The 21,272-nt window shown below is 66.5% G+C and carries 24 protein-coding genes; 11 read left to right on the forward strand and 13 right to left on the reverse strand.

Annotation, left to right across the window (positions count from 1 at the left end; genetic code table 11):
• Positions 1-53: 53 nt before the first annotated feature.
• On the forward strand, positions 54-830 hold the full coding sequence (locus NL2_RS19500; protein WP_068077985.1) for an SDR family NAD(P)-dependent oxidoreductase: 777 nt from the start codon (positions 54-56) through the stop codon (positions 828-830).
• Positions 831-919: 89 nt separating this feature from the next.
• Here the strand turns inward: NL2_RS19500 and NL2_RS19505 are convergent, their stop codons facing one another.
• Both NL2_RS19505 and NL2_RS19510 read right to left on the reverse strand, forming a co-directional pair.
• The gene (locus NL2_RS19505) at positions 920-1,780 is read right to left on the reverse strand and encodes a fumarylacetoacetate hydrolase family protein (protein WP_068077990.1); all 861 of its coding nucleotides are present in this window, start codon (positions 1,778-1,780) and stop codon (positions 920-922) included.
• 140 nt (positions 1,781-1,920) lie between these two features.
• Positions 1,921-2,718, reverse strand: a complete 798-nt coding sequence (locus NL2_RS19510) for an SDR family NAD(P)-dependent oxidoreductase (RefSeq protein ID WP_068078084.1) — start codon at positions 2,716-2,718, stop codon at positions 1,921-1,923.
• Positions 2,719-2,942: 224 nt separating this feature from the next.
• Between NL2_RS19510 and NL2_RS19515 the strand changes: the two genes are divergently transcribed.
• From NL2_RS19515 to NL2_RS19525, 3 genes are all read left to right on the forward strand, one after another.
• Entirely contained in the window at positions 2,943-3,659 is a 717-nt protein-coding gene (locus tag NL2_RS19515) for an EthD family reductase (RefSeq protein ID WP_068078002.1), read from the forward strand.
• Between the two features lie 77 nt (positions 3,660-3,736).
• A complete protein-coding gene (locus NL2_RS19520; RefSeq protein WP_068078005.1) occupies positions 3,737-4,378 on the forward strand; it encodes a TetR/AcrR family transcriptional regulator in 642 nt (213 codons plus the stop codon).
• Between the two features lie 105 nt (positions 4,379-4,483).
• Positions 4,484-5,014, forward strand: coding sequence for a VOC family protein (locus NL2_RS19525; protein ID WP_068078008.1), 531 nt, complete (start codon positions 4,484-4,486; stop codon positions 5,012-5,014).
• Between the two features lie 19 nt (positions 5,015-5,033).
• Here the strand turns inward: NL2_RS19525 and NL2_RS19530 are convergent, their stop codons facing one another.
• Positions 5,034-5,324: a putative quinol monooxygenase gene (locus NL2_RS19530; protein ID WP_068078010.1), complete on the reverse strand. Its 291-nt coding sequence runs from the start codon at positions 5,322-5,324 to the stop codon at positions 5,034-5,036.
• 151 nt (positions 5,325-5,475) lie between these two features.
• Here NL2_RS19530 and NL2_RS19535 point away from each other — a divergent pair, with 151 nt between their 5' ends.
• Positions 5,476-5,793: a 2Fe-2S iron-sulfur cluster-binding protein gene (locus NL2_RS19535; RefSeq protein ID WP_068078013.1), complete on the forward strand. Its 318-nt coding sequence runs from the start codon at positions 5,476-5,478 to the stop codon at positions 5,791-5,793.
• 14 nt (positions 5,794-5,807) lie between these two features.
• On the opposite strand, the gene NL2_RS19540 is transcribed toward NL2_RS19535, so the two are convergent.
• Entirely contained in the window at positions 5,808-6,236 is a 429-nt protein-coding gene (locus NL2_RS19540; RefSeq protein ID WP_068078015.1) for a GlcG/HbpS family heme-binding protein, read from the reverse strand.
• 285 nt (positions 6,237-6,521) lie between these two features.
• On the opposite strand from NL2_RS19540, the gene NL2_RS19545 reads away from it, so the two are divergent.
• Positions 6,522-7,733, forward strand: a complete 1,212-nt coding sequence (locus tag NL2_RS19545) for an aromatic ring-hydroxylating oxygenase subunit alpha (RefSeq protein WP_068078017.1) — start codon at positions 6,522-6,524, stop codon at positions 7,731-7,733.
• Between the two features lie 9 nt (positions 7,734-7,742).
• On the opposite strand, the gene NL2_RS19550 is transcribed toward NL2_RS19545, so the two are convergent.
• Positions 7,743-8,129, reverse strand: coding sequence for a VOC family protein (locus NL2_RS19550; RefSeq protein WP_068078020.1), 387 nt, complete (start codon positions 8,127-8,129; stop codon positions 7,743-7,745).
• A gap of 151 nt (positions 8,130-8,280) precedes the next feature.
• On the opposite strand from NL2_RS19550, the gene NL2_RS19555 reads away from it, so the two are divergent.
• A complete protein-coding gene (locus tag NL2_RS19555) occupies positions 8,281-10,359 on the forward strand; it encodes an outer membrane protein assembly factor BamB family protein (protein WP_068078023.1) in 2,079 nt (692 codons plus the stop codon).
• 46 nt (positions 10,360-10,405) lie between these two features.
• On the opposite strand, the gene NL2_RS19560 is transcribed toward NL2_RS19555, so the two are convergent.
• Together NL2_RS19560 and NL2_RS21310 are read right to left on the reverse strand one after the other, a co-directional pair.
• Positions 10,406-11,056 (reverse strand): TetR family transcriptional regulator, encoded by a 651-nt coding sequence (locus tag NL2_RS19560; protein ID WP_068078027.1) that lies wholly within the window; start codon positions 11,054-11,056, stop codon positions 10,406-10,408.
• 40 nt (positions 11,057-11,096) lie between these two features.
• Positions 11,097-11,288 (reverse strand): hypothetical protein, encoded by a 192-nt coding sequence (locus NL2_RS21310; protein WP_157083278.1) that lies wholly within the window; start codon positions 11,286-11,288, stop codon positions 11,097-11,099.
• Between NL2_RS21310 and NL2_RS19565 the strand changes: the two genes are divergently transcribed.
• Positions 11,277-11,570: a hypothetical protein gene (locus NL2_RS19565; protein WP_068078030.1), complete on the forward strand. Its 294-nt coding sequence runs from the start codon at positions 11,277-11,279 to the stop codon at positions 11,568-11,570. The genes NL2_RS21310 and NL2_RS19565 overlap by 12 nt on opposite strands.
• 111 nt (positions 11,571-11,681) lie before the next feature.
• Here NL2_RS19565 and NL2_RS19570 read toward each other — a convergent pair whose 3' ends face one another.
• The 3 genes from NL2_RS19570 to NL2_RS19580 all read right to left on the reverse strand — a co-directional run bounded on the left by NL2_RS19570 (position 11,682) and on the right by NL2_RS19580 (position 14,785).
• Positions 11,682-12,860 (reverse strand): acyl-CoA dehydrogenase family protein, encoded by a 1,179-nt coding sequence (locus NL2_RS19570; RefSeq protein WP_169799551.1) that lies wholly within the window; start codon positions 12,858-12,860, stop codon positions 11,682-11,684.
• A 96-nt stretch (positions 12,861-12,956) separates the two neighbouring features.
• Positions 12,957-14,300 (reverse strand): MFS transporter, encoded by a 1,344-nt coding sequence (locus NL2_RS19575; protein ID WP_068078033.1) that lies wholly within the window; start codon positions 14,298-14,300, stop codon positions 12,957-12,959.
• On the reverse strand, positions 14,297-14,785 hold the full coding sequence (locus NL2_RS19580; protein ID WP_245647777.1) for a MaoC/PaaZ C-terminal domain-containing protein: 489 nt from the start codon (positions 14,783-14,785) through the stop codon (positions 14,297-14,299). The genes NL2_RS19575 and NL2_RS19580 overlap by 4 nt, the downstream gene beginning before the upstream one ends.
• Before the next feature lie 123 nt (positions 14,786-14,908).
• Between NL2_RS19580 and NL2_RS19585 the strand changes: the two genes are divergently transcribed.
• Together NL2_RS19585 and NL2_RS19590 are read left to right on the forward strand one after the other, a co-directional pair.
• Positions 14,909-15,685, forward strand: coding sequence for a glutathione S-transferase family protein (locus NL2_RS19585; RefSeq protein WP_068078036.1), 777 nt, complete (start codon positions 14,909-14,911; stop codon positions 15,683-15,685).
• 18 nt (positions 15,686-15,703) lie between these two features.
• Complete coding sequence (locus tag NL2_RS19590; protein WP_068078039.1) at positions 15,704-16,387, forward strand: glutathione S-transferase N-terminal domain-containing protein; 684 nt, start codon at positions 15,704-15,706, stop codon at positions 16,385-16,387.
• Here the strand turns inward: NL2_RS19590 and NL2_RS19595 are convergent.
• The 3 genes from NL2_RS19595 to NL2_RS20915 form a co-directional block, all read right to left on the reverse strand.
• On the reverse strand, positions 16,384-17,484 hold the full coding sequence (locus NL2_RS19595) for an NAD-dependent epimerase/dehydratase family protein (RefSeq protein WP_068078042.1): 1,101 nt from the start codon (positions 17,482-17,484) through the stop codon (positions 16,384-16,386). The genes NL2_RS19590 and NL2_RS19595 overlap by 4 nt on opposite strands.
• Positions 17,485-17,514: 30 nt before the next feature.
• The gene (locus NL2_RS19600) at positions 17,515-18,354 is read right to left on the reverse strand and encodes an NAD(P)-dependent oxidoreductase (protein WP_068078045.1); all 840 of its coding nucleotides are present in this window, start codon (positions 18,352-18,354) and stop codon (positions 17,515-17,517) included.
• 164 nt (positions 18,355-18,518) lie between these two features.
• Entirely contained in the window at positions 18,519-19,853 is a 1,335-nt protein-coding gene (locus tag NL2_RS20915; protein ID WP_169799552.1) for a spinster family MFS transporter, read from the reverse strand.
• Between the two features lie 141 nt (positions 19,854-19,994).
• On the opposite strand from NL2_RS20915, the gene NL2_RS19610 reads away from it, so the two are divergent.
• Complete coding sequence (locus tag NL2_RS19610; RefSeq protein WP_068078051.1) at positions 19,995-21,272, forward strand: cytochrome P450; 1,278 nt, start codon at positions 19,995-19,997, stop codon at positions 21,270-21,272.

Below are 21,272 nucleotides of genomic sequence, written 5' to 3' on the forward strand. Positions count from 1 at the left end.
CTCCGACAGCAACTCATCCAAGAACTCAACATCGTCGAATAAGGACTGAACCGATGCGCTTCATCATCACCGGGGCGGCGAGCGGCATCGGCCGCGCCTGCGCGGAACTGCTCGCGGACGGCAGCGCCATTCCCGGCGCCCACCAGATGCTGCTGGCCGATCGCGATGCGGCCAACCTGACTGCGGTGGCCGATGCCATCGGCGCGAGCGCAGCGACCGCCGTGGTCGATTTGTCCACGCCCGATTGCGGCACGCGCATCGTTGACGCCGCCATCGCGCACATGGGCGGGATCGACGCGGTCATCTCGAACGCCGGGATCATCATGGGCGGCGCGCTGGTCGATCTGGCGGTCGAGCAGTTCGAGCTGATCTATGCGATCAACACCCGCGCGACCTGGCTGATCGGCAAGGCGGCGCATCCGTATTTGCGCGAAAGCCACGGCGCGTTCATCGCCACCGCCTCGATGTCGGCGACGCAGCCCACCCCCGCGCTGGGCTTCTATTCATCGAGCAAGGCAGCGCTGCTGATGCTGATGCGCCAGCTTTCCATCGAATGGGGCCCGGACCGCATCCGCTGCAACACGGTCTCGCCGGGGCCGACCTATACCCCGATGACCAAGGCCGGCTACGACGACGAGGTACGCCGCCAGCAGCGCGAATCCTCGATCCCGCTGGGCAAGCTCGGCACCGCCGAGGACGTCGCCCGCGCGATCCTGTTCCTGTGTTCGCCGCAAGCCGGCCACATCAACGGCATCGATGTGCTGGTCGACGGCGGCATGTCGAACATGTTGATGCCAGCTACCGGGAGCGGGACCGGGCAGTCGAAGTAGCGCGGCGCTTCCATCGGGCGTAAAAAAGGCCCCGCGCTTCAACCGCGCGAGGCCTTTTTCGTTGTTGCTGGCGTTGCCGCCCGGCCCGATCAGGCCGGTTCGACCACCTTGTTCTCGATCGCGCCGATGCCGTCGACCTCGCAACGGATCACGTCGCCAGGCTTGAGGAACACCGGGGTTTCCATACCGGCGGCGACACCTTCGGGCGTGCCGGTGGCGATCAGGTCGCCCGGCAGCAGGGTGAACGCGGTGGTGAGGTAGGCAATCTGCGCCCACACGTTCGCGATCATGTTGCCGGTGTTGTTCGACTGGCGCAAAACGTCGTTCACATAGCAGCGCAAGTCGAGCGCGTGCGGATCGGGCACTTCATCGGCGGTGATGATCCACGGGCCCATCGGGCCGTGGGTGTCGAACGATTTGCCCATGGTCATCGTGTTCGAATGGAACTGCCAGTCGCGCGCCGAAACGTCGTTCAGCACGAAATAGCCGAACACATAATCCTTGGCGTCGGCTTCGCTGACCTTCTTGGCGGTCTTGCCGATCACGACGCCGAGTTCGACTTCGTAATCGAGCTTTTCGGTCACGCCCGGATCGATCGTGTCATAGGGGCCGGCGATGCAGGTCGTCTGCTTGTTGAACCACACCTGGTGGGCAAAGCGCGGCACGCCGAGGCGGTCGGCTTCCTCGAGGTGCTTGGCATAGTTCATGCCGATCGCCAGGAACTTGCTCGGCCGTTCGATCGGGGCGAGCAGCGTCGCATCCTTGAGCGCCAGCGCATCGGCGCCGGTGTCGAGCACGCCCCGCGCGGCAGCGAGCGCAGCGTCGCCGCCCTCGATGATGGCGTGCATGGTGGGATAGCGGTCCGCGATGGGCGCGAGCGACACGATCGCCTCGCCGCGAACCAGGCCAAGGCGGGGGGTGCCGCCGTCATCGTATCGAACGAACCGCATCGAAAACTCCTCATGCAGACAGGTGTGCCGCCTCTAGATGCACGCGGGGCCGTCGCGCCACCTTTCTTTGGATGGGTAAACGCGAATGCATCGCTGCTGCGGTAGCCCGGAAAGCAGGATTCGGGGTGGACGCGCCGTACCTACCCCGCCATCCAGCCGCCATCGACCGGCAGCATCACGCCGTTGATGTAATAGGCCGCGTCCGATGCCAGGAACAGCGCGGCGTTGGCGATGGCTTGCGGCCCGGCGGCGCGCTCGCACAGCGCCATGACCGGCCCTGCCCGCGCCAGGCCGCGCGGATCGAATGCCTCCAGGCCGAGGCCGCCGGTGATGTTGGTTTCGATCGCGCCGGGGCAGATGCCGTTGCAGCGGATGCCTTCGTTGGCATGGCTCCACGCCACGCTCTTGGTCAGGCCCGCCAGCGCGTGCTTGGCGGCGACATAAGTCGCGCCCGCCGCGCCACCGCGCAAGCCCGCCTCCGACACGGTGTTGACGATGGCGCCTTTGCGCGCCGCGCGCATGTGCGGCAGCACCGCGCGCATCACGAAGAACTGGCCGGTGACGTTGACCGCGAACACGCGGTTCCACAGTTCGGTGGACACGTCCTCGACGAACTCGATCTTGTCCATGATCCCGGCGTTGTTGCACAGGATGTCGATCTTCCCCCAGTGCGCCATGGCATCGCCGACAAAGCCGGCCACCGCGTTCTCGTCCGCGATGTCGGACACATTGGCCGCCGCCTTGCAGCCCGCGGCTGCGATCATCGCGACGGTTTCGTTCGCGCGGTCGCCGATGATGTCGTTGACCATCACTTCGGCGCCGCTGCGCGCGAGCGTCAGCGCGATCGCGCGGCCGATGCCCGATCCCGCGCCAGTTACGATGGCGCTGCGGCCGGTGAGATCGACTTTGCTTTCGGGCCGGTCGTCTTCCTTGATCATGGGCATGGTCCTCTCGAAATTGTGCGTCACCCGATCCATGCGGTGGCTTGGTCGCGGCGGCGTGTGTTGCGCAAAAAGAACGGGACGAACCTGCCGCGTGACCTGCCCGGCGGTGGGGAACCTTGTGCTGGCGCTGGTCCATGAACGCCCCGCCGCCATTGTGCGCACACAAACTGCGGCATAGACTTTCGCCAAGTGCGCAGAACGATAACGGATGGGATCGTATGGAAGGATCGGTAAAGCTGATTTCGCTGCTGCGCCCCGCACAAACGGGCGCGGCGTGGGAGGCATTTGTCTCCGGCCAGTTGGCAGCGGGCGTTGCCGGGTTGCAACGTCTGGTGTTCAACGAAGTGCTGCCGGTCGACGTGCGCGGCGGTGCCGATGCGCCGCCACCGTTTGTCGCGATCATCGAAGCGTGGTTTGCGGATCGCGCCAGCGCCGATGGCTTTGCCGCCAGCGTGCGCGATCACGGCGGAACCGTACAGCTTTACGTCGATGCCCTGCTGATCAACGATATCGGCCGCCGGCCCTTGCCCAACAAGATCATGGTCACGCTGAAACGGCGCGCCGATCTTTCGCGCGCACAGGCGCAAAAACACTGGCGCACCCGCCATGTCGAGGTGGGGCTGGTGGAACACAACGCCGCCGACTTCCTCCAGCTCTATTTCCAGAACCACGTGTTCGACAGCGATCAGGAAGCGGGATCGGCGTGCGATTTCGATGGCATGCCGGAATTCTGGGTCGATCCGGCGGATCTGGCAGAAGTGGGTGCGGATTCACCGGTGATGCGCGCCATCGCCGAAGACGAGGTGCTGTTCGTGGATCGCACGGCCATCGTCACGATGATGGTGGCGGAGCGCGAACTGTTCGTCGCGCCAGGCACCGAGGGCGGCTGGCCGGTGCGCGAATCCTCGCTGCACGAGGTTGTGCGCGCCGGGTAAGGCACGCCGGTTCGGGACGTTCGCCCGATATTTCCGCGCAACTGGCACGGCGTGCCGCAACTTGGTAGGCTGACCCGGTGACCGACGATCCCCCTCCGACGCGACCGCGCGGCACGCGCGATCCCCTGGCCACCATCCGCAAGATCCTGGAAGCGGCGCGCGAGGAATTCGGCGCCAACGGCTTCGACGGCACCAAAGTGGAACACATCGCCCGGCGCGCCGGGGTCAGCAAGCAGATCGTCTACTTCTACTTCAAGGGGAAGGACGAGCTGTACTGGGAACTGCTCAAAGACATCTCGATCACCACGAACGCGCGATTGCTGCAGATCCCGTTCGAGGACCTGTCGCCGGTGGATGCGGTGCGCACCTACCTTGAGGGTGTGTACGACGTCTATGCCGAAGATCCCATCATCGGCATGGTCTCGCTCGACCAGAGCCTGCATGACGGGGCGCAGCTGCGCTCGATCAACGAGATCCGCCTGCTGCAAAAAGCGCTGGCCGATCGCCTGGCCGAAGTGGTCCGCCGGGGGCAGATCGAAGGCGTGTTCCACCCGGATATCGACAGCACCAAGATCGAATTCATGACCGTGATCATCACCGTGGGCTGCCTGTCTTCGTCCACGATGCTGGAGCGGTATTCTGGGCGCAACTGGCAGCAGAACCCCGCCGATACCCGCGCCTTCGCGCTCGATTTCATCATGCGCGCGTTGCGCAAATAGCGCCGGAATCGGTTCGGGGCCAGACGACCGATAGGCGCGACTCGATGGTTGCGCGCGCATCGGAGCCTTGCGGACACAACATCGATGCAAAGTGAAAGTCGGGTCATGACGGAAAGACTGAAAGGCAACGCGGGGGGCATGCTCAGCTTCCCCAGCCTCCACATGCACCAGATCGCGTATGTGACGACCGATCTGGACGAGGCGCTGCGCCGCCTCGACACCGCGTTCGAACTGGAACGCTATCACATCATGAACACGCGCGAAAACCAGACCCACCCCAACCAGCCACCGCTGCGTATCGCATTGGTGCGAACCGCCGGGACCGAGCTGGAAGTGATCGAGCCGCTGGGCCCCGGCGCCGAAGTGTGGTCGGACCCTTTGCCCAGGGACGGCTCGTTTGCGATGATGTTCCATCACATCGGCACGACGGTGCGCGGCACGCTGGCAGACTTCGAACGCTATCGCGCGACATGGGATACGCAACAGCACCCGGTGGTGGTCGATGGTTGGGCCGGTGATGACGTGCGCTGGTTCTACACCGACGAACGCGCAACGTTGGGCCACTATGTCGAACACTGCTGGTTTTCAGACGAGATCACCGCGTACATGGCCGGCCTGGTGCCCAAGCTTTCGTAACGGAAAGGACGCCGCAAGGTTACCCCAGCGGCGTGAGTGACGAAGCCTCGGGCGGTCCGGCAAGGACGGCCATGATCGGGGCGAAGGCGTCCTTGCCGAGCAGCTTGCCGCCCGCCTTGTGGGCATCGGCCGAAGCCCAGCGTTCCAGGAACACGAACTGGCCGGGCTGTTCGGCATCCTCCAGCAGTTCGGTGCCCTCGCAGCCCTCGATCGGCCGCACTTTCGCTGCCAACGCCGCGAGCGCATCGCGCAGCGCACCGCCTTCGCCCGCACGTGCCGTCATCCGGTAAAAACGTACAAAGGCGGCCATGGCGGGTCTCCTGACAATGGCAAAAGGTTAGGCAGGCCCGCGATCAGCAGGACCTATCGACAGGCAGGGGACGCGTGGCGGACGGGCGGTGCAGGGCGCGTGCGCACGGCCCAGCCGCAGCATTCCCACCCAAGCCGGAGTAGTTTCAGACATGCCCACGCTCATTGTCGCCAAGCGCGACGGTTCGGAACAGACCGTCGATGCCGGCACCAACATTTCGGTCATGGAGATCGTCCGCGATGCCGGGTTCGATGAATTGCTGGCGCTGTGCGGCGGATGCTGCAGCTGCGCGACCTGCCATGTCTATGTCGATGACAGCTTTGCCGACAAGCTTCCCGCCATCACCGCCGACGAGAGCGACCTGCTCGACAGTTCGGATCACCGGCAGGCCAATTCGCGCCTGTCGTGCCAGATCACCTTCACCAGCGCGCTCGACGGCATGCGCGTGACGATCGCGCCGGAGGACTGAGGCGCGGCGCCCGGTCAGGCCTGCGCGACCAGCCCTGCCGCAGCAATCCCCGCCAGCGCGCAGGCCTCGTCCTTGTCCGACAGGTCGCCCGAAATGCCGACCGCGCCGATCGCGAAACCGGTGTCATCGATCACGATCACGCCGCCCGCCGCCGGGACCACGCCGGCGGGCGCGATCGGGCCGAGCGCGGTGACGAACGTCGCCCGCTCGACCGCCATCTCGCCGATCTTGCGCGACGACACGCCCAGGAACAGCGCGCCCGCCGCCTTGCCGGTTGCCACCTGGAGCCGCCCGGTGGAGGCGCCGTCCTGCCGCTGGTAGGCGATCAGGTGCCCGCCCGCGTCGAGCACCGCGACGCCGAGCGGCTTCAACGCCAGCTCGCGCGCCTTGTCGAAAGCGCCGGCGATGATGGCGTTGGCCTGGTCGAGGGTGATGCGGCTCATGGCAATATTCCTTTCGTTGCGAGATGACCGGGCGCGGGCGGCACCGGCCAGCAGGATCGTCACGTCCTTCGTTGCGCGCGCTACCGCTGCTCCCGGGTTCTGTCACCACGCATTGGATTTCGCCCGCCGACAAGCGCAACGACCCCGCTTGCGCGGGCCTGACGGTCCGAGCATTTCCGACTGACCGTCAAGCGGTTGCGGATGCACGGTCCGGGTCGATCATGATACACCGCGCGCAATGCCGGATCGGCGACAACGAACACGGAATGGTGGGGAAGAGATCAGATGGACCCGAAAGTTCTCGAAACCATGTACGCCGAGGTCGAAAGCGAATTCCAGCGCTCGACTTATCCCGCAGGCTTTCCCGCGCTGCCCGATCTGCCGGCCGCACGCTATTTCGATCCCGAGTTCCACCGGCTGGAAATGGACCACGTGTTCCGCAAGACCTGGCTATGCGTCGGCCATGCCAGCCAGCTGCCGCAGCAGGGATCGTACCGCCTGTTCGAACAGTTCGACCAGTCGATCATCCTCAGCCGCGGCAGCGACGACACGATCCGCGCGTTCCGGAACGCGTGCAGGCATCGCGGCTCGGCGCTCGTCACCGAGACCGAAGGCGTGGCGAAACGGTTTATCTGCCCGTATCACGCCTGGGGCTACTCATCGGAAGGCGAACTGAAGTCGGTGCCGGAGGTGCACAACTTCGCCTGTCTGAACAAGGCGGACAAGCCGCTGCTGCAGGTGCGCTGCGACACCTGGCACGGGTTCATCTTCATCAACTTCGATGAACAGGCCGGCCCGCTCGCCGATTTTCTCGGGCCCTTGACCGGCCAGATCGACGATTTCCCGATCGACCAGATGGTGGTCAAGCGCACGCTCGACGTCGAAATCGACTGCAACTGGAAGACCGCCTACGACAACTTCCTCGAAATCTATCACGTGAACACCGTCCACGCGAAAACGCTGTCGCCCTACCTCGAATCGAAAAGCTTCACGATCTCGCTGTTTGAAGGCGGCCACGCCCGCTTCGTCACGCGCAAGCGCGGCGGCCAGTCATTCTTCTCGGCCGGGCACGATGCCGCCGCGCCCGACGATTTCACCACGCGGTTCAAGGACCACGTGTTCGCGCTGCCGTGCTTTCCCAACAGCTTTACCGCGCTCGATCCGGTGGGCTTCAACTGGCAGAGCTTCTGGCCCAAGGGCCCGGACAAGATGGTCATGTCGAACATGTTCATGGGCTGGAAGCGCGATGACGATGACGATCGCGCGTTCTGGGACGGGATGATGGCCAACCAGAAGACCGTGCTGGCCGAAGACATCGGCCTGTTTCCCACGATCCAGCGGTCCTACCAGCAGGGCGACATCCGCGATGTCGTGCTCAGCTTCCAGGAACAGTTCATCTACTGGTACAACGAGGAAATCGACCGCCGGATCGGTGTCGACAATGTGCCCCCGGCGCTGCGCGTCCAGCCGCTGCTGGCGGCGCATGTGAAGGGCTAGACGCCTCGCTCAGTCGTTGGCGCCGAAGCAGTAGGCGCAGATCTTGTTGCCGTCGGGATCGCGCAGATAGGCGCCATAGGCGTGTTCGACCGCGCCGCGTGGCCCCGGCGCGCCCGCATCGCTGCCGCCATTGGCCAACCCGGCGGCATGGAACGCGCGCACCGCCGCGCGCCCCGGCCCCTTGAAGCTGACCGTCCCACCGTTGCCGGCGTGGGCCGGCGCGCCGTCGAGCGGGCGCAGGATCAGCAATTCGGCCGCCCGGTGGCCATAGCCGATGCCCTGGTCGAGGAAATCGCCGAGGTTGTGGATGCCCAGCGGCGTCAGCACGGCGTCATAGAAACGCCGCGCGCGCGCCAAGTCGTTGGTGCCGAGGCAGATGTGCGTGAAGATGCTCATGCCCCGATGATCGACGACGGCACGCGGCGCGTATCCCGTCCGATGGCAGGGGTCGCCTCCCCTATCGACCGGCAGATGCCGCCGATCAGCACGAGGCGAGGGTGCACGCCGGGATTGGACGGGAAAAGCTATGCCGGGATCGACTGCAAGAATGGCCCTGCTGATCGCGGCGCTGCTGGGTCCCATGCTGGGCACTGCGGCCGTCGCACAAGCACAAGCCGATCCGGGCAAGGCCGTGTTCGAGGCGCACTGCGTCGCGTGCCACGACAGCAGCTTGCGCGGATCATCGCACGGCCCGGCGCTGACCGGGCCCGCGTTCGTCGCCGAATGGCGCGCGCGCAGCAGCGACGATCTGGCCAAATACGTCAAGACGATGATGCCGCCGGGATCGCCCGGCACGCTCACCGACCGCGAGACGGTCGCGGTGGCGAACTACATTCTGGCACAAAACGGCACGGCGGCCGCGCATGCCGGGCACGCCGACCCCACCCCCGTGATCGGCGCCAGTTCGCACGCCGATTCGCCCGAGAACGCGGCCTTTGCCCAGCTGATGGCGACGTTCGCGGTGCGCAACCGCCGGGTCGAACCGTTCACCCCGGTGACCGAGGCGATGCTGACCACGCCGCCGCCGGGCGACTGGCTCAACTGGCGGCGCACCCGCGACGGGCATGGCGAAAGCCCGCTGGCGCAGATCGACACCGGCAACGTCGGCACGCTGAAGCTGGCCTGGGTGATGGCGCTGCCGGATGGCACCAACGAGCCGACGCCGATCGTGCACGACGGCGTGATGTACATGCTCGCGCCCGGCGGACAGGTCGAGGCGATCGATGCCGCGACCGGCGATTTCATCTGGAAATACCGCTACGAACGCGCTGATGGCACGCCGGTCGCGCTCGGCCCGGTGCGCAACATGGCGATGTTCGGCACCAGCCTGTTCATCGCCACGCAGGACGCCGCGCTGGTCGCCATTGATGCGCGCAGCGGCGAGGAACTGTGGCGCACCCAGCGCGCCGATCCCGCGGACGGGTTCACCCAGACCGCCGCACCGATCATCGCCAATGGCGTGCTGGTGGGCGGCATCAATGGCTGCGAACGCTTCAAGACGACGCCGTGCTTCGTCGCCGGATACGACCCCGCCACGGGCAGGGAGCTGTGGCGCACGCCCACCGTGGCGCAACCCGGGCAGCCCGGCGGCGATACCTGGGCGGGCCTGCCTGCCCAATTCCGCGCCGGTGGCGACGGCTGGATTCCCGGCAGCTATGACGCCACGCTCGATACGTTCTACATCGGCACCGCGCAGGCCAAGCCGTGGGTCGCGGCCAGCCGCCATATGTCGCCGCGCGATGCCGCGCTCTACACCAACTCCACGCTCGCGCTCGATCCGCGTACCGGCCGGATGAAGTGGCATTTCCAGCACATGCCCGGCGATCCGCTCGATCTGGACAGCGTGTTCGAGCGCGTGCTGGTCGATGTGGACGGGCGCAAGGACTTGCTGACCATCGGCAAGGACGGCCTGCTGTGGAAGCTCGATCGCCAGACCGGCGCCTACGTCGACGTCGCCGAAACCGTCTATCAGGACGTCTACGCCAAAGTCGATCGCCATACCGGGCACCTGACCTACCGGCCCGACATCCTGACCGCCAAAGTGGGCGATACGGTCCGCACCTGCCCGACGACGTTTGGCGGGCATGACTGGCCGGCCAGCGCCTTCGACACACGCCACGGCACGCTGATCGTGCCGCTGCTGCAGATGTGCGGCGGGATGAAAGGCACCGACGTGGAGTTCAAGATCGGCGGCGGCGGGCTGGGCGGCGCGAACGCGATCGAACCGGGCGGCCGGACCGAAATGCCGGGCAGCCACGGCAATTTCGGCAAGCTTGCCGCCTATGACGTGCGCACCCTGAAGCAGGTGTGGGACTACCAGCAACGCACCCCGTTCACCACCGCCGCGCTGACCACGGCGGGCGGGCTGGTGTTCGTCGGCGATGCCGATCGCATGGTCCGCGCGTTCGACAGCGCGACGGGCAAAGTGCTGTGGCACACCCGGCTCGGCGCGGCGGCCCACGGCTTTCCGATCAGCTATGCCGCGGGCGGGCGGCAGTACATCGCCGTGCCCGCCGGACCGCTGGGCGCGTGGGCGGTCGTCACCGGCCAGATCGGCAACATCTACCTGCCGTCGACCGGCAACGCGATCTATGTGTTCGCGGTGGATCCGCCCGCCAAGCCGTGACGGCGGTTGGCGCGTTCTGATTCCGGGTGGCGCAGATCGGTGGCGATCAGGCTTCGGCCGCGCGCGCCTCATAATCGCGCACGAGCCGCTCCAGCGTCGGGCGATAATCACCCAGCCCGGGGGGTAGCGCGATGACGTTGCCGTCTTCATCGACGCCGGCGTTGGCGAGAATCTTGCGCCGGACCAGCATCACCGCCGCGCCGATGACCGCCTGGTTGGTTTCGACATAAAGATCGAGCGCCTGTTCGCGCGAAAGACCGCGCTTTTCCAGCATCGCGATGATGTTGGTGGCATAGGCCACTTCGCGATCGGTCTTCTCCCCCCCGATCAGGTTGCCGATCATTTCGGGTTTCGAATTGAACATCGCAAAGCACAGCGCCGCGTGTCCGCGCAGCACTTCCTGCCACGTGCCGCCATAGTTGTCGGGTATCGCCCGCGATGCCATCCGTTCGGCGACGAGTTCGAGCAGATGGTCGCGGCCACGGACATAGCCATAGAGCGTGGCGACGCCGGTATTGAGCTGTTGCGCGACGGTGTTCATTTCCAGCTGTTCGATCCCCACCTTGCAGGCAGCATCGACGATCGCGTCGAGCGTCAGGCGGCGAGGCCGGCCCACGGCGCGTTTGCCGGAAAGGGCATGGTCGGCCTGCGCGCAGGGCCGCTCGTCGATCCGAACCGGTCCGCTGTTCACGATCATTGGCGGCTCCTTCCCATCGTCACCCGCAACTGCGCCTTGTTCAGCGCTTCCCGGCAGACTGGACCGTCTCGGACGTGCGCGCAAGGCCGCCCTTGACCGCTTGTTCCACCGCCATCAAGTTAATTTCCGAATCGCTATCGACAATCCCCCCGGCGATCGGTATTTGACCCAAATGGCGGGCCAGCCCGTCACCCATCGTATTGAAACAGTGGTGACTGACATGAAACTTCATTCCGTATTCGCGCTGGCCCTCGGCCTTGCCATTCTTCCCGCCGCAGCGCACGCTGCAGACCCTGCACCGGCTGCTGCCGCTGCTGCCACTCCCGACATCAAGGGTGGTGAACTCGTGTGGTCGGCCGACGGTCGCCGGATCGGCCGTGTCGATCGGGTGCGCGGCGCCGCCGTCGTCGTGATCAGCGACATGAAGATGGTCTACATCCCCGTCGCCACGATCAGCAAGAACGACCATGGCCTGGTCAGCACGCTGAGCCGCAAGGAAATCGACCGCCTCTGATCGCGTGCGAGCCCGCGCCCATTCAACCGGCGCAGGCGGCATACTTTCTCCGAATCATCACGCCGTCGAGGCTCTCGGCGGCGTTGTGATTCGGGCGGCGGCTCCGCCCGGTCAGGCGTTCAGCATCTCACCGGCAATCTGCGCGTGGATGGCCGACGGATCATTGCCCGCGTGCGCGCGTGCGGCATTCAGATCGAGCCACAGCTGGGTCAGCGGACCGTCGCGCTGGATGCCGCGCCCGCCCAGCAACAGCATCATCTCGTCCACCAGCATGGCGATGCGGCGCAGGTTTCCGGTCAGTTCCGCGCGATAGAGCAGCGCCTCGTCCAGCGGCAACGCCCGGTCGCGCGCGACATGATCGGCCAGCCGGGCGAAGTTGTCGCGCAACTGCCGCTCGACCGTGTCGATCTCCACGCGGGCGCGCCCGATCGCCGACAGGTAGCGGGGATTGTCGCGCGATGCGCCCGATCCGAACGCCCCCTGCCGATCGCGCGTGACCGCCGTGAACGCGGCAAGCGCCCCGCGCCCCGCGCCGACCGCGAGGTTGGAGATCGACGAGCCGAACACATACAGCCACGGCAGGCGATAAAGCTGCGACAGGCCCGATGTTGCCGGCAGCGGCAGCAGCCCGGCATCGGGCACATACGTGCGATAGGCCGGGACGAACGCATCCTCGATCACCAGATCGTTGCTACCCGTGGCGCGCAGGCCAAAGGTATCCCACACCCGGTCGATCCGGCAATCGCCCATGGGCACCAGGAACAGGCGCATCTGCGGGGCGGGGCGCGCCTCGTCCGGCGGGACCATGCCGCCCACGACGGCCCATTGCGCGTGGCTGCTGCCGCTGGAAAAGGTAAAGCGCCCGGCGATGCGATAGCCGCCTGCGACCGGCGTGACTTGCCCGACCGGCGCGAACGACGATGACACCAGCGCGTCGGGATCATCACCCCATACGTCGGACTGCGCCAGCGGGTCCATCCGCCCGAGCATGAACGACTGGACCGACAGCACGCCGAACACCCATGCGGTGGACAGACAGTGTTCGGCGAACACGTTCTGCAGATCGAACACATGGCGCGGATCGAGTTCCAGCCCACCCCAGCGGGCCGGCTGGAACGCGCGCAGCAGGCCCGCCGCCTGAATCGCGGCGATCGTTTCGGGCAGCACGTCGGCTTGGCGGTTGGCTTCGTCGCGCGTGGCGATCACCTGCGGCACCAGGGCGCGCGCGGCATCCAGCAGGTGCTGCGGATCGGTCCGGTCGGGCGCCGCGTGCACCGTGGAAGTAGCCATCTGCCTGTCCTCTTGCCTGTTGTGTGGCAGCTTGGGCTGCCAGGGCGGCATCCGGGCCTTTCGAACGATAGGAGGTTGCGCCGATTGCCGCGCCGTTCACCCCTGGGGCGTGGCGCCCGGGATTTCACGGCGCAGCGCGTGCGCCGCGCGCAAGTAGAGCACGATGGCCAGGATCAGCACCGCGCCGGCCGCCATCATCGCGTGCTGCAAACCTTGCGCAGCTGCCAGACCGCAGGCGCGATCCACGGCATGGTGCGCGCATTGCACGCGATAATCACCCGCATACGCCTGCGCAGCGAGCCGGTCGCTGAGCCAGCCGAGCGCGACCGAGCCGATGCCCAGCCCCGCCACGGTCTGCCCGAACGCGTGGAGCGCGGCGGCAGAGGCGCGCATGCGCGGCTCCACCAGCCGCTGCGTCACGGTCATGATCGCGGGCAGGAACGCATAAAGCGTGGCGGCGGCGAAGAACATCAGCACCATGAACCACCGCCAGTCGGATTGCAGGATCGCCAGCAGGTACAGCGGCAGCGCGACCATCAGCAGCAGCGCCGGCGCGCGCCCGAACCAGCCGATGTCGCGCCGCCCCAGCCAATCGGCGGCGCGGCCCCCGGCATAGTTGCCGATACCCATCGACAGGCTGAGCGAGATCGCGAAGATCAGGCCGGCTTGCGCGATATCAAGGCCATAGCGGCGTACCAGCAGCGGGATCATGAACAGGTTCAGGCCGAAGCCGACCATGCCCACCAGCCCGCTCGCCGCGGTCAGATAGAGGAACGCGGGCGAGCGGCCGACGCGGCGCAGCACCGCGCCGAACGGGGGCGTCGCGGTCGCTTCGCCGGCGTTGCGGCGCGGCGGTTCGGGAATCGTCAGCTTCAGCAGCAGCGCCAGGATCAGGCCCGGCAGGCCCAGCGCGAGGAACGCGGCGCGCCAGCCGAAGTTCTGCACCACCCAGCCGCCCAGCGTGGCGGATATCGCCGCGCCGATCGGCACCCAGATGGCGATGGTGGAAAACGCGCTGGCGCGGCGCTCCTCGGGAAAGCGATCCGAGATCATCGAGACGAGCGCAGGCGTGAACCCCGCCTCGCCCACGCCGACACCCATGCGGCACAGCAGCAGTTGCGCAAAGCTTCCCGTCGCGCCCGACAGCGCGGTCATCACCGACCAGATCGCGGTGACCGCAGCGATGATCCCCACCCGGCTGCGCCGTTCCGCCAGCCGCGCCAGCGGAATGCCCAGCGCGGCGTAGAACAGCGAAAACGCCAGCCCGCCGAGCAGGCCGAGTTGCAGGTCGGTGAGGTCGAGATCACGCCGGATCGCTTCGCCCGCGACCGAAACGATCGTCCGGTCGACGAAGTTCATCATGTAGACCAGCCCCAGCAGCACGATGAACCAGCGCTCGCTGCCGGCGGGGGCCGTTTCGCCCGAACGCGCTTCGGTCATGCCCCTGCTCCACGATAGACGAGATTGACGGCGCGAAGATCGAGCACGACGTCGCCCGCGCCATTGACCATGCGATAGGCCTGCGTGATCAGCCCGCGCCCCGGATCGCTGGCCGACGGACGGCATGCCACGATTTCGGATTCCAGCGTCAGGCTGTCGCCCGGCCGCACCGGCAGCCGGAAGCGCACGTCTTCCAGCGCGACGCCGCAATAAAAGTCGATATCGCCGTTGAGATCGTGATCCATCCGCCGCCACAGCGCGATCAGATGCGCGCCACTGGCGATCAGCCCGCCGAACGCCGATCGCTGTGCCGCCTGCGGATCGACGTGGAACCACTGCGGATCGAAGGCTTGCGCGAAAGCGATTATGGCCTGCTCGTCCAGCACCAGCGGCGCGGACCGGCGGCGCTCGCCCACCTGCAGATCGTCGAAACGGCGGCGTTGCGTGCAGTCCATCATCGGTTGCGACTGGCGCGCGGGGGCCATCGCGTCAAGCCCTTGCCCTAAGGGTGTCCTGCGGCTGCCCTGGGGCCCTATCGTCAGGGAGGGGTTCGCCGACAGTGGCCGTGTCAGGCGCGGGATCGGCTCGAACAGGCAAGGAACCCGGCAATGGCGCAGTATCTCAGCGTGGAACAAGGCCGGGCGGCCACGGGCCTGCGGCTGGTCGTCACCGCGCACGTTCCGGGGCTGTGGAGCGAGGCGTGCAAATCGCTGTTCGATGCCAAGCAAGTTCCTTACCAGCTGGTCGAACAGGTCGTCGGCGGCGAAAACCTCGCGCTGCTGGAATGGACCGCGCAGACATCCGGCCCGGTCGCGGTGTGGCACGACGAGCGCCCGCGCTCCACCTGGATCGAACAGCTTTACCTCGCCGAACGCATCGCCCCGTCGCCGCGCCTGATCCCTGAGGACATGGACGATCGCATCGCCATGTTCGGGCTGTGCAACGAACTGTGCGGCGAAAACGGCTTCGGCTGGAACCTGCGGCTGCGCATGACGCATTGGGGCCTGAACGCTCCCGATCCCGGCGCCATGGCCCGCGCGATCATGCCGGTGCTGGCCGCGCGGTATCACTACGATCCCGCCGCCGTCGCACCGGCGCGCGTGCAGCAGAAGGCCATCGTCGCCCGGCTGCGCGATCGTCTGGCCAGCCAGCAGGCGCAGGGCCGCGATGGCCTGATCGGCGAAAGCCTCAGCGCGCTCGATATCTACTGGGCGGCGATGGCTGGCGCGATCGAGCCACTGCCTGTCGAGCATTGCCCGAACATGCCGCCGGACATGCGCGCGGGCTACACCGATCCGGAATTGCGCGAGATCGCCGGCGACGCCCTGTTCGCCCACCGCGACCGCATTTACCGCGACTGGCTCAAGCTGCCGATGGACTTCTGACCCGCGAAGGAACGCCCGATGATCGAACTTTACGCCTGGCCCACGCCCAACGCGCAGAAGGTTTCCATCCTGCTCGAAGAGCTGGCGATGGCTTACGCGGTTAAGCCGGTGGACATCACCAAGGGCGGCCAGTTCGATCCGGCGTTCCTGCGGATCAGCCCGAACGGCCGCATGCCCGCGATCATCGACACCGAAGCGCCCGGCGGTCCGCTGGCGATCTTCGAATCGGGTGCGATCCTGATATATCTGGCTGAAAAGGCCGGGCGCTTCCTGCCGGCGGAACCGCACGGGCGCTTTGCCGCATTGCAGTGGGTGATGTGGCAGATGAGCGGCCTTGGCCCGATGTTCGGGCAGGCGTTCCATTTCCGCAACTACGCGCCCGAACCGCTGCCCTACGCCATAGACCGCTATTCGCGCGAAGCGGACCGCCTGATGGGGGTGCTCGAACGGCAGCTGGAGGGGCGCGAATTCATCACCGACGCCCTCTCCATCGCCGACATGGCCTGCTATCCGTGGACGCTGGTGGGCGGAATGCTCGGCCTCGACATGGCATCGTTTCCGGCGCTGACGGCGTGGCAGGTACGCATGGCCGCACGCCCCGGGGTGGTGCGCGGCATGGCGCTGCTGGAGGAACACCGCATGACCTCGCCCAAGCTCGACGAGGAAGCGCGCCGCAACCTGCTGGGCAGCACGCGCAACTAGACCGGCGGCAGCAATCCCTCGCGCTGCCAGCGCCGGAACCACGCGCGCACCCGTTCGGGCGTATCCTCGCAATCGGCGAAGCCGGCCTTGCGCAGCTTGATCGTGCTGAGCACGCTGGTGAGGCCGGAGGGCAGCGCGAAATCGAGCAGGGCGAACGATTCGCCCAGAAATTCCCGCAGGTCCGTTGGCGCGACAAGGCCGTAGCGCGCGACCGCATCGGCCCACGTCGGCGCCAGCGCTGCGGCCAGCGCGATGCACGATTGCCCCGGCCGGTCCGCGCCCACGGTCGCGCCGCAGGCTTGCGCGATCACCGGCCACAAAGCGCGCCACTGGGTCACGTCGCCGTTGGAGATGTTGAAGATCTGGCCGCGTGCGCCCGGTGCGTCCGCCGCCCAGACCATCGCCCGGCCAAGCAGGTCGGCGTCGATCACCTGGAACACGCCTTCGTCCGGCCCGGCGAGGAAATCGAACCGCCGCCCTGCGATCGCGGCGAGCGAGGCGATCACGCCCAGCGCGAGGAAGTTGCTGAGATTGGTGCCGATGCCCCCGCCCAGGATGATCGGCGCGCGAAACACCGTCCACGACCAGTCCTGCCCCGCCGAACGCGCCGCAACTTCGTCTTCGTGCGCGAAATAGAAGTTCTCGTGCTCGAGCCGGGGCTCGTCCTCGCGGTGGGGCACGGTGAAGCGATGATGCGGCAGGTGGACGCCATAGGCCTTGCTGCCGTGAACGATCGCGATGTGGCGAAAGCCGGGCGACTCCGCCAGCACCGCGTCGAGCAGGTTGGCCAGCATCGCGCGGTTGCGATCGACCTGGCCCGGATCGGTCCACTTCTCCACCAGCGATCCCGGCGCCTCGTTGATCGCGCAGAACGCGATTTCGTCGACCGGGCCGGTCGCCTGCGCCAAGGCGCGGCACGATGCCGGGTCGAGCAGGTCGGCGATGTGATGGCGCGTCCCCGGCAGGCATGTTGCGGGCGGACGGCGCGAGGTGCCGTGCACGTCCCATCCCGCTGCGGCAAACGCCGCGACCGTGCTCGCCCCGGTCACGCCGGTGCCCCCGGCCACGAGCACGCGCCGGGTCGCCACCGAGGTCACAGCCACAGTCTTGTGACGCGCATTCCCGCCTCAGCGGCGGCAGACATCGATGATGGCCTGCTTCACGTAATCCTTCACGTGCGCGCCGATCGCAGATGGCTTGCCCACCGCTTCGCCCAGCTCATTCGCCAGCGTCAGATCCTTTTCGCCGATGCCGGCCTGAACGGCCATCAGGTCGCGCCGGGTCTGGTCGCCGGGATTGTTGCGGAAGGCGATGAAGCCGTTCATCGGCGGGGTCATCACGCCGTTGCGCTGCATCACCGCGATCAGCTTGTCCAGCGGCACCCCGGCCGCCTCGGCCATGTCCATCGCCTCGAGACCCAGCTCGATCTGGCACCACGACACCAGGTTGTTGCAGATCTTGAGCCCCATCGCCGAGCCAAGCGGGCCGACCAGCATGGTGTTGGTGGAATAGGCATCGAGCACTGGCTGCACGCGCGCCATCGTCGCCTCGTCGCCGCCCAGCATGCAGAACACGAACGGGCCGTCGTTGCCCATTTCGGTGCGGGTGACCGCCGCGTCCATCAGCTCCACACCGACGGCCGCCGCACGTTCCGCCAGCGCTTTGGCCGTGGCGGGGCGGATGGTGCTGTGCACGAGGATGACCGAGCCGGGCTGCATCGCCGGGATCAGTTCATCGCAGCATTCGGTCACCTGCTTGTCGTCCTGCACGCAGATGCCCACGACATCGCAGGTGCCCAGATCGGCGATGCTGCCGGCCAGCGTGGCCTTGCCGCGAAACGGCTCCATCGCGGCGGGAAACTTGTCGAACACGGTGAGCGGGAGTGACAGCTTGGCCAGTTCGCGCGCCTGGCACCCGCCCATGCTGCCCAGCCCGATGAACCCTACTGAACCGATTGCCTGCGCCATTCCTCAACACTCCTGATCCGGATTTTGCAGGTTTCATAGGCGATCGCCACCCATGCCGTCACCGCAACAAGCATTCGCCGCAGCGCCAATACTAGTGTCGTCGTGCCGTTAGGATGGTTCTGTTGGAGCGGGCTGGTACCGAACCGATGCCAATCGGAAAAACTCTATGCCGCGGCAGGCCGCAATGCATCGTTCGGGCCGTCGCTGCGGCCGGTGCCGTTGCGCTTCACCTGCCGCGCCGCCAACGCGAACTGCATCGCCGCCAGGGGATGGCACAGCAGCATGATCGACAGCGCCCAGCCCAGCGAGTTCGACCCGCCGATCATGTCGCTGAGCCGACCCACCAGGAACGGGGCCACGCCAAAGCCCAGCAGCGTGGCGCCAAGCTGCAGCAGCGCGATGGTAAAGCCGCGGACTTGCGGCGGCACCACGATCAGCAGCAGGCCGTTGGCCGGACCGTTGTAGCTGTTGAAGAAGAAGGCATAGCACGCCACCAGCACCAGCGCCGGGACCGTGGCCACGGTCAGCAGCGAGGCTATACCCAGGAACGTCGCCGCCAGCGAGGTGCCGGCCGCGATCATGCCCGACCGCCACGGGTTGGCGCGCGGATCGCGGCGGCTGCTGCGGTCGGCCAGCCAACCGAAGAACGCTCCGCCGATCGCGCCCAGCAGCCCGGTGGTCAGGCCCACGGTAAGTCCTGCTTCGGACAGCTTGAGCCCGTGCTGGCGCACCAGGAACGAGATCGACCACGTCGAATACGACGAGATCGCCGCCGCCGTCAGCAACACGCCGAGCAGGATGTGCACGGCCGCCGGTCGCGCCCCGATTTCCGCCAGCGACCGGGAGAACGACAGTTTTTCGGGTGCGGGTGCGTGCGGCACGAGGGCGGGCAGGTCGTCACTCGCCCCGCGCACCGGTTCGCGCACGACGAAAAACACCACGACCGCCATCACCATGCCCGGCACCCCGGCGAGCATGAAGGCCGTGCGCCAGCCATACGTCGCGGCGATCATGCCCCCGACGATGAACGTGACGATCGATCCGATCGCCGATGACAGATACCACAGCCCCACAGCGGTCGAGCGTTCGCGTGCGGGGAAGTAATCCGACAGCAGCGAGAGGCCGGCGGGCGATCCGCCCGATTCGGCCAGCCCGACCACGCAGCGCGACACCAGCAGCATCGTCCAGCTCGAGGCGAGGCCGCACACCGCCGTCGCCGCGCTCCACAGCGCCAGGATCACGGCCAGCGCGTTCTTGCGCACCGACCGGTCGATCAGCATGCCCATCGGCAGCACCGCCGCGCCATAGAACAGTCCATAGCCGAGGCTGGAAATGAGCCCGAGCTGGGTGTCGGTCAGATTGAACTCGTGGCGCACCGGCTCCATCACGATGCTCACCACCATGCGGTCCATGATGTGGCAGCTGTGCGCCAAGGTCAGGACCAGCAACACGATCCACCGATACCCGGAGGCGTTCTCCGTGGCTGCGGAACCGGCCATGCTCTCCCTTTCGATGTTGTCGTTCGCGCTGCTGCCCGGTTTCGCACGGGGCAGCCGGTCCGCACCGTGGGTCAAGCGAAACCATGCAACGCGAACCCGCCTTTGGATAGGCTCCGGACTGTCGTGCGCGGCGCATGGGTTATGGGCAAACCGCAGACCGGCGACGAATATCGCGGCGGCGGCAATGGAAGAATGGAAGGCACGTTGAGCATGACCGATACCGCGACCAGTCCGCAGGCTCCCGCGCGGGACATGCGCCATTGCGCGCTGTTCGATCGCCAGATCATCTATGACAACCCGCACGAAACGATCATTCCTGAAATCCATGCCGGGCCGGCGGTGTTCTATGCCGACAATGTCACGCTGAACCAGCCGGGTTGGGTCGTCCGCCGCGCCGAGGACATGCGCAAGATTTACGCCGATACCGAGAATTACCACAAGCGTGGCAACACCGGTTTTGCCAAGATGATCGGCGAAGACTGGGACATCATCCCCACCGAACTCGATCCGCCGGTCCACACCGCCTATCGCTCGGCACTCAACCCGCTGTACGCTCCCAGCCAGATGATGAAGCTGGACGTGAAGGTCCGCGAACGCGCGCGCGAACTGATCGCCACGTTCAAGGACAAGGGCGAATGCGAATTCGTGCAGGATTTCGCGGTGCTGTTCCCGATCACCATCTTCCTCGAAATGATCGACTTGCCGGTTGAACGGCTCGCCCAGTTCCTGGAGTGGGAAAACCAGATGCTTCGCGGCACCGATCGCGATATCCAGATCGCCAGCGTGCGTGCGGTCAAGGAACTGCTGACGGAAACCGTCGCTGATCGCCGCAAGAACCCGGGCGACGACCTGATCAGCAGGACCATGACGCTCGAAGTCGATGGCCGCAAGTGGAACGACAGGGAAGTGTTCGGCCACTGCTTCAACCTCTACCTCGGCGGGCTCGACACCGTGACCGCCAACCTCAGCCTGCAGTTCCGCCACCTTGCACAAAACCCGCAGGACCAGCAGACGATGCGGACGAACACCCCGTCACAGAACGTCGTGGCGGTGGAGGAATTGCTGCGCGCTTATGCTGCGGTATCAACCCAGCGCATCGTGTCGAAGGAGCACCAGATCGACGGGCAGACCCTGCTGCCAGGCGACGTCGTCAGCATGTCGACACCGCTCGCCGGGCGTGACCCCGAAGCCTTTGAAAATCCGCAGGAAGTGCAGTTCGATCGCAAGCCTGCGCACCTGACGCTCGGCCACAGCATCCACCGCTGCCTGGGCCAGCACCTCGCCCGGCGCGAATTGCAGACCGCGATCGAGGAATTCGTGAAAGTGATGCCGATGTTCAGCGTGCAGGACGGGTTCCGCGTGCCGTGGATGACCGGCAATATCATCCAGGTGACCGAACTGCCGCTCCGCTGGGGCTAA

The sequence above is a fragment of the Novosphingobium lentum NBRC 107847 genome, from assembly GCF_001590965.1.
GTDB classification, from domain to species: Bacteria; Pseudomonadota; Alphaproteobacteria; order Sphingomonadales; family Sphingomonadaceae; genus Novosphingobium; species Novosphingobium lentum.

Coding starts and splice junctions, on each gene's coding strand:
- NL2_RS19500 (WP_068077985.1), top strand. CDS start 54: ATGCGCTTCATCATCACCGGGGCGGCGAGCGGCATCGGCCGCGCCTGC.
- NL2_RS19505 (WP_068077990.1), bottom strand. CDS start 1,780: ATGCGGTTCGTTCGATACGATGACGGCGGCACCCCCCGCCTTGGCCTG.
- NL2_RS19510 (WP_068078084.1), bottom strand. CDS start 2,718: ATGATCAAGGAAGACGACCGGCCCGAAAGCAAAGTCGATCTCACCGGC.
- NL2_RS19515 (WP_068078002.1), top strand. CDS start 2,943: ATGGAAGGATCGGTAAAGCTGATTTCGCTGCTGCGCCCCGCACAAACG.
- NL2_RS19525 (WP_068078008.1), top strand. CDS start 4,484: ATGACGGAAAGACTGAAAGGCAACGCGGGGGGCATGCTCAGCTTCCCC.
- NL2_RS19530 (WP_068078010.1), bottom strand. CDS start 5,324: ATGGCCGCCTTTGTACGTTTTTACCGGATGACGGCACGTGCGGGCGAA.
- NL2_RS19535 (WP_068078013.1), top strand. CDS start 5,476: ATGCCCACGCTCATTGTCGCCAAGCGCGACGGTTCGGAACAGACCGTC.
- NL2_RS19540 (WP_068078015.1), bottom strand. CDS start 6,236: ATGAGCCGCATCACCCTCGACCAGGCCAACGCCATCATCGCCGGCGCT.
- NL2_RS19545 (WP_068078017.1), top strand. CDS start 6,522: ATGGACCCGAAAGTTCTCGAAACCATGTACGCCGAGGTCGAAAGCGAA.
- NL2_RS19550 (WP_068078020.1), bottom strand. CDS start 8,129: ATGAGCATCTTCACGCACATCTGCCTCGGCACCAACGACTTGGCGCGC.
- NL2_RS19555 (WP_068078023.1), top strand. CDS start 8,281: ATGGCCCTGCTGATCGCGGCGCTGCTGGGTCCCATGCTGGGCACTGCG.
- NL2_RS19560 (WP_068078027.1), bottom strand. CDS start 11,056: ATGATCGTGAACAGCGGACCGGTTCGGATCGACGAGCGGCCCTGCGCG.
- NL2_RS19565 (WP_068078030.1), top strand. CDS start 11,277: ATGAAACTTCATTCCGTATTCGCGCTGGCCCTCGGCCTTGCCATTCTT.
- NL2_RS21310 (WP_157083278.1), bottom strand. CDS start 11,288: ATGAAGTTTCATGTCAGTCACCACTGTTTCAATACGATGGGTGACGGG.
- NL2_RS19570 (WP_169799551.1), bottom strand. CDS start 12,860: ATGGCTACTTCCACGGTGCACGCGGCGCCCGACCGGACCGATCCGCAG.
- NL2_RS19575 (WP_068078033.1), bottom strand. CDS start 14,300: ATGACCGAAGCGCGTTCGGGCGAAACGGCCCCCGCCGGCAGCGAGCGC.
- NL2_RS19580 (WP_245647777.1), bottom strand. CDS start 14,785: ATGGCCCCCGCGCGCCAGTCGCAACCGATGATGGACTGCACGCAACGC.
- NL2_RS19585 (WP_068078036.1), top strand. CDS start 14,909: ATGGCGCAGTATCTCAGCGTGGAACAAGGCCGGGCGGCCACGGGCCTG.
- NL2_RS19590 (WP_068078039.1), top strand. CDS start 15,704: ATGATCGAACTTTACGCCTGGCCCACGCCCAACGCGCAGAAGGTTTCC.
- NL2_RS19600 (WP_068078045.1), bottom strand. CDS start 18,354: ATGGCGCAGGCAATCGGTTCAGTAGGGTTCATCGGGCTGGGCAGCATG.
- NL2_RS20915 (WP_169799552.1), bottom strand. CDS start 19,853: ATGGCCGGTTCCGCAGCCACGGAGAACGCCTCCGGGTATCGGTGGATC.
- NL2_RS19610 (WP_068078051.1), top strand. CDS start 19,995: ATGGGCAAACCGCAGACCGGCGACGAATATCGCGGCGGCGGCAATGGA.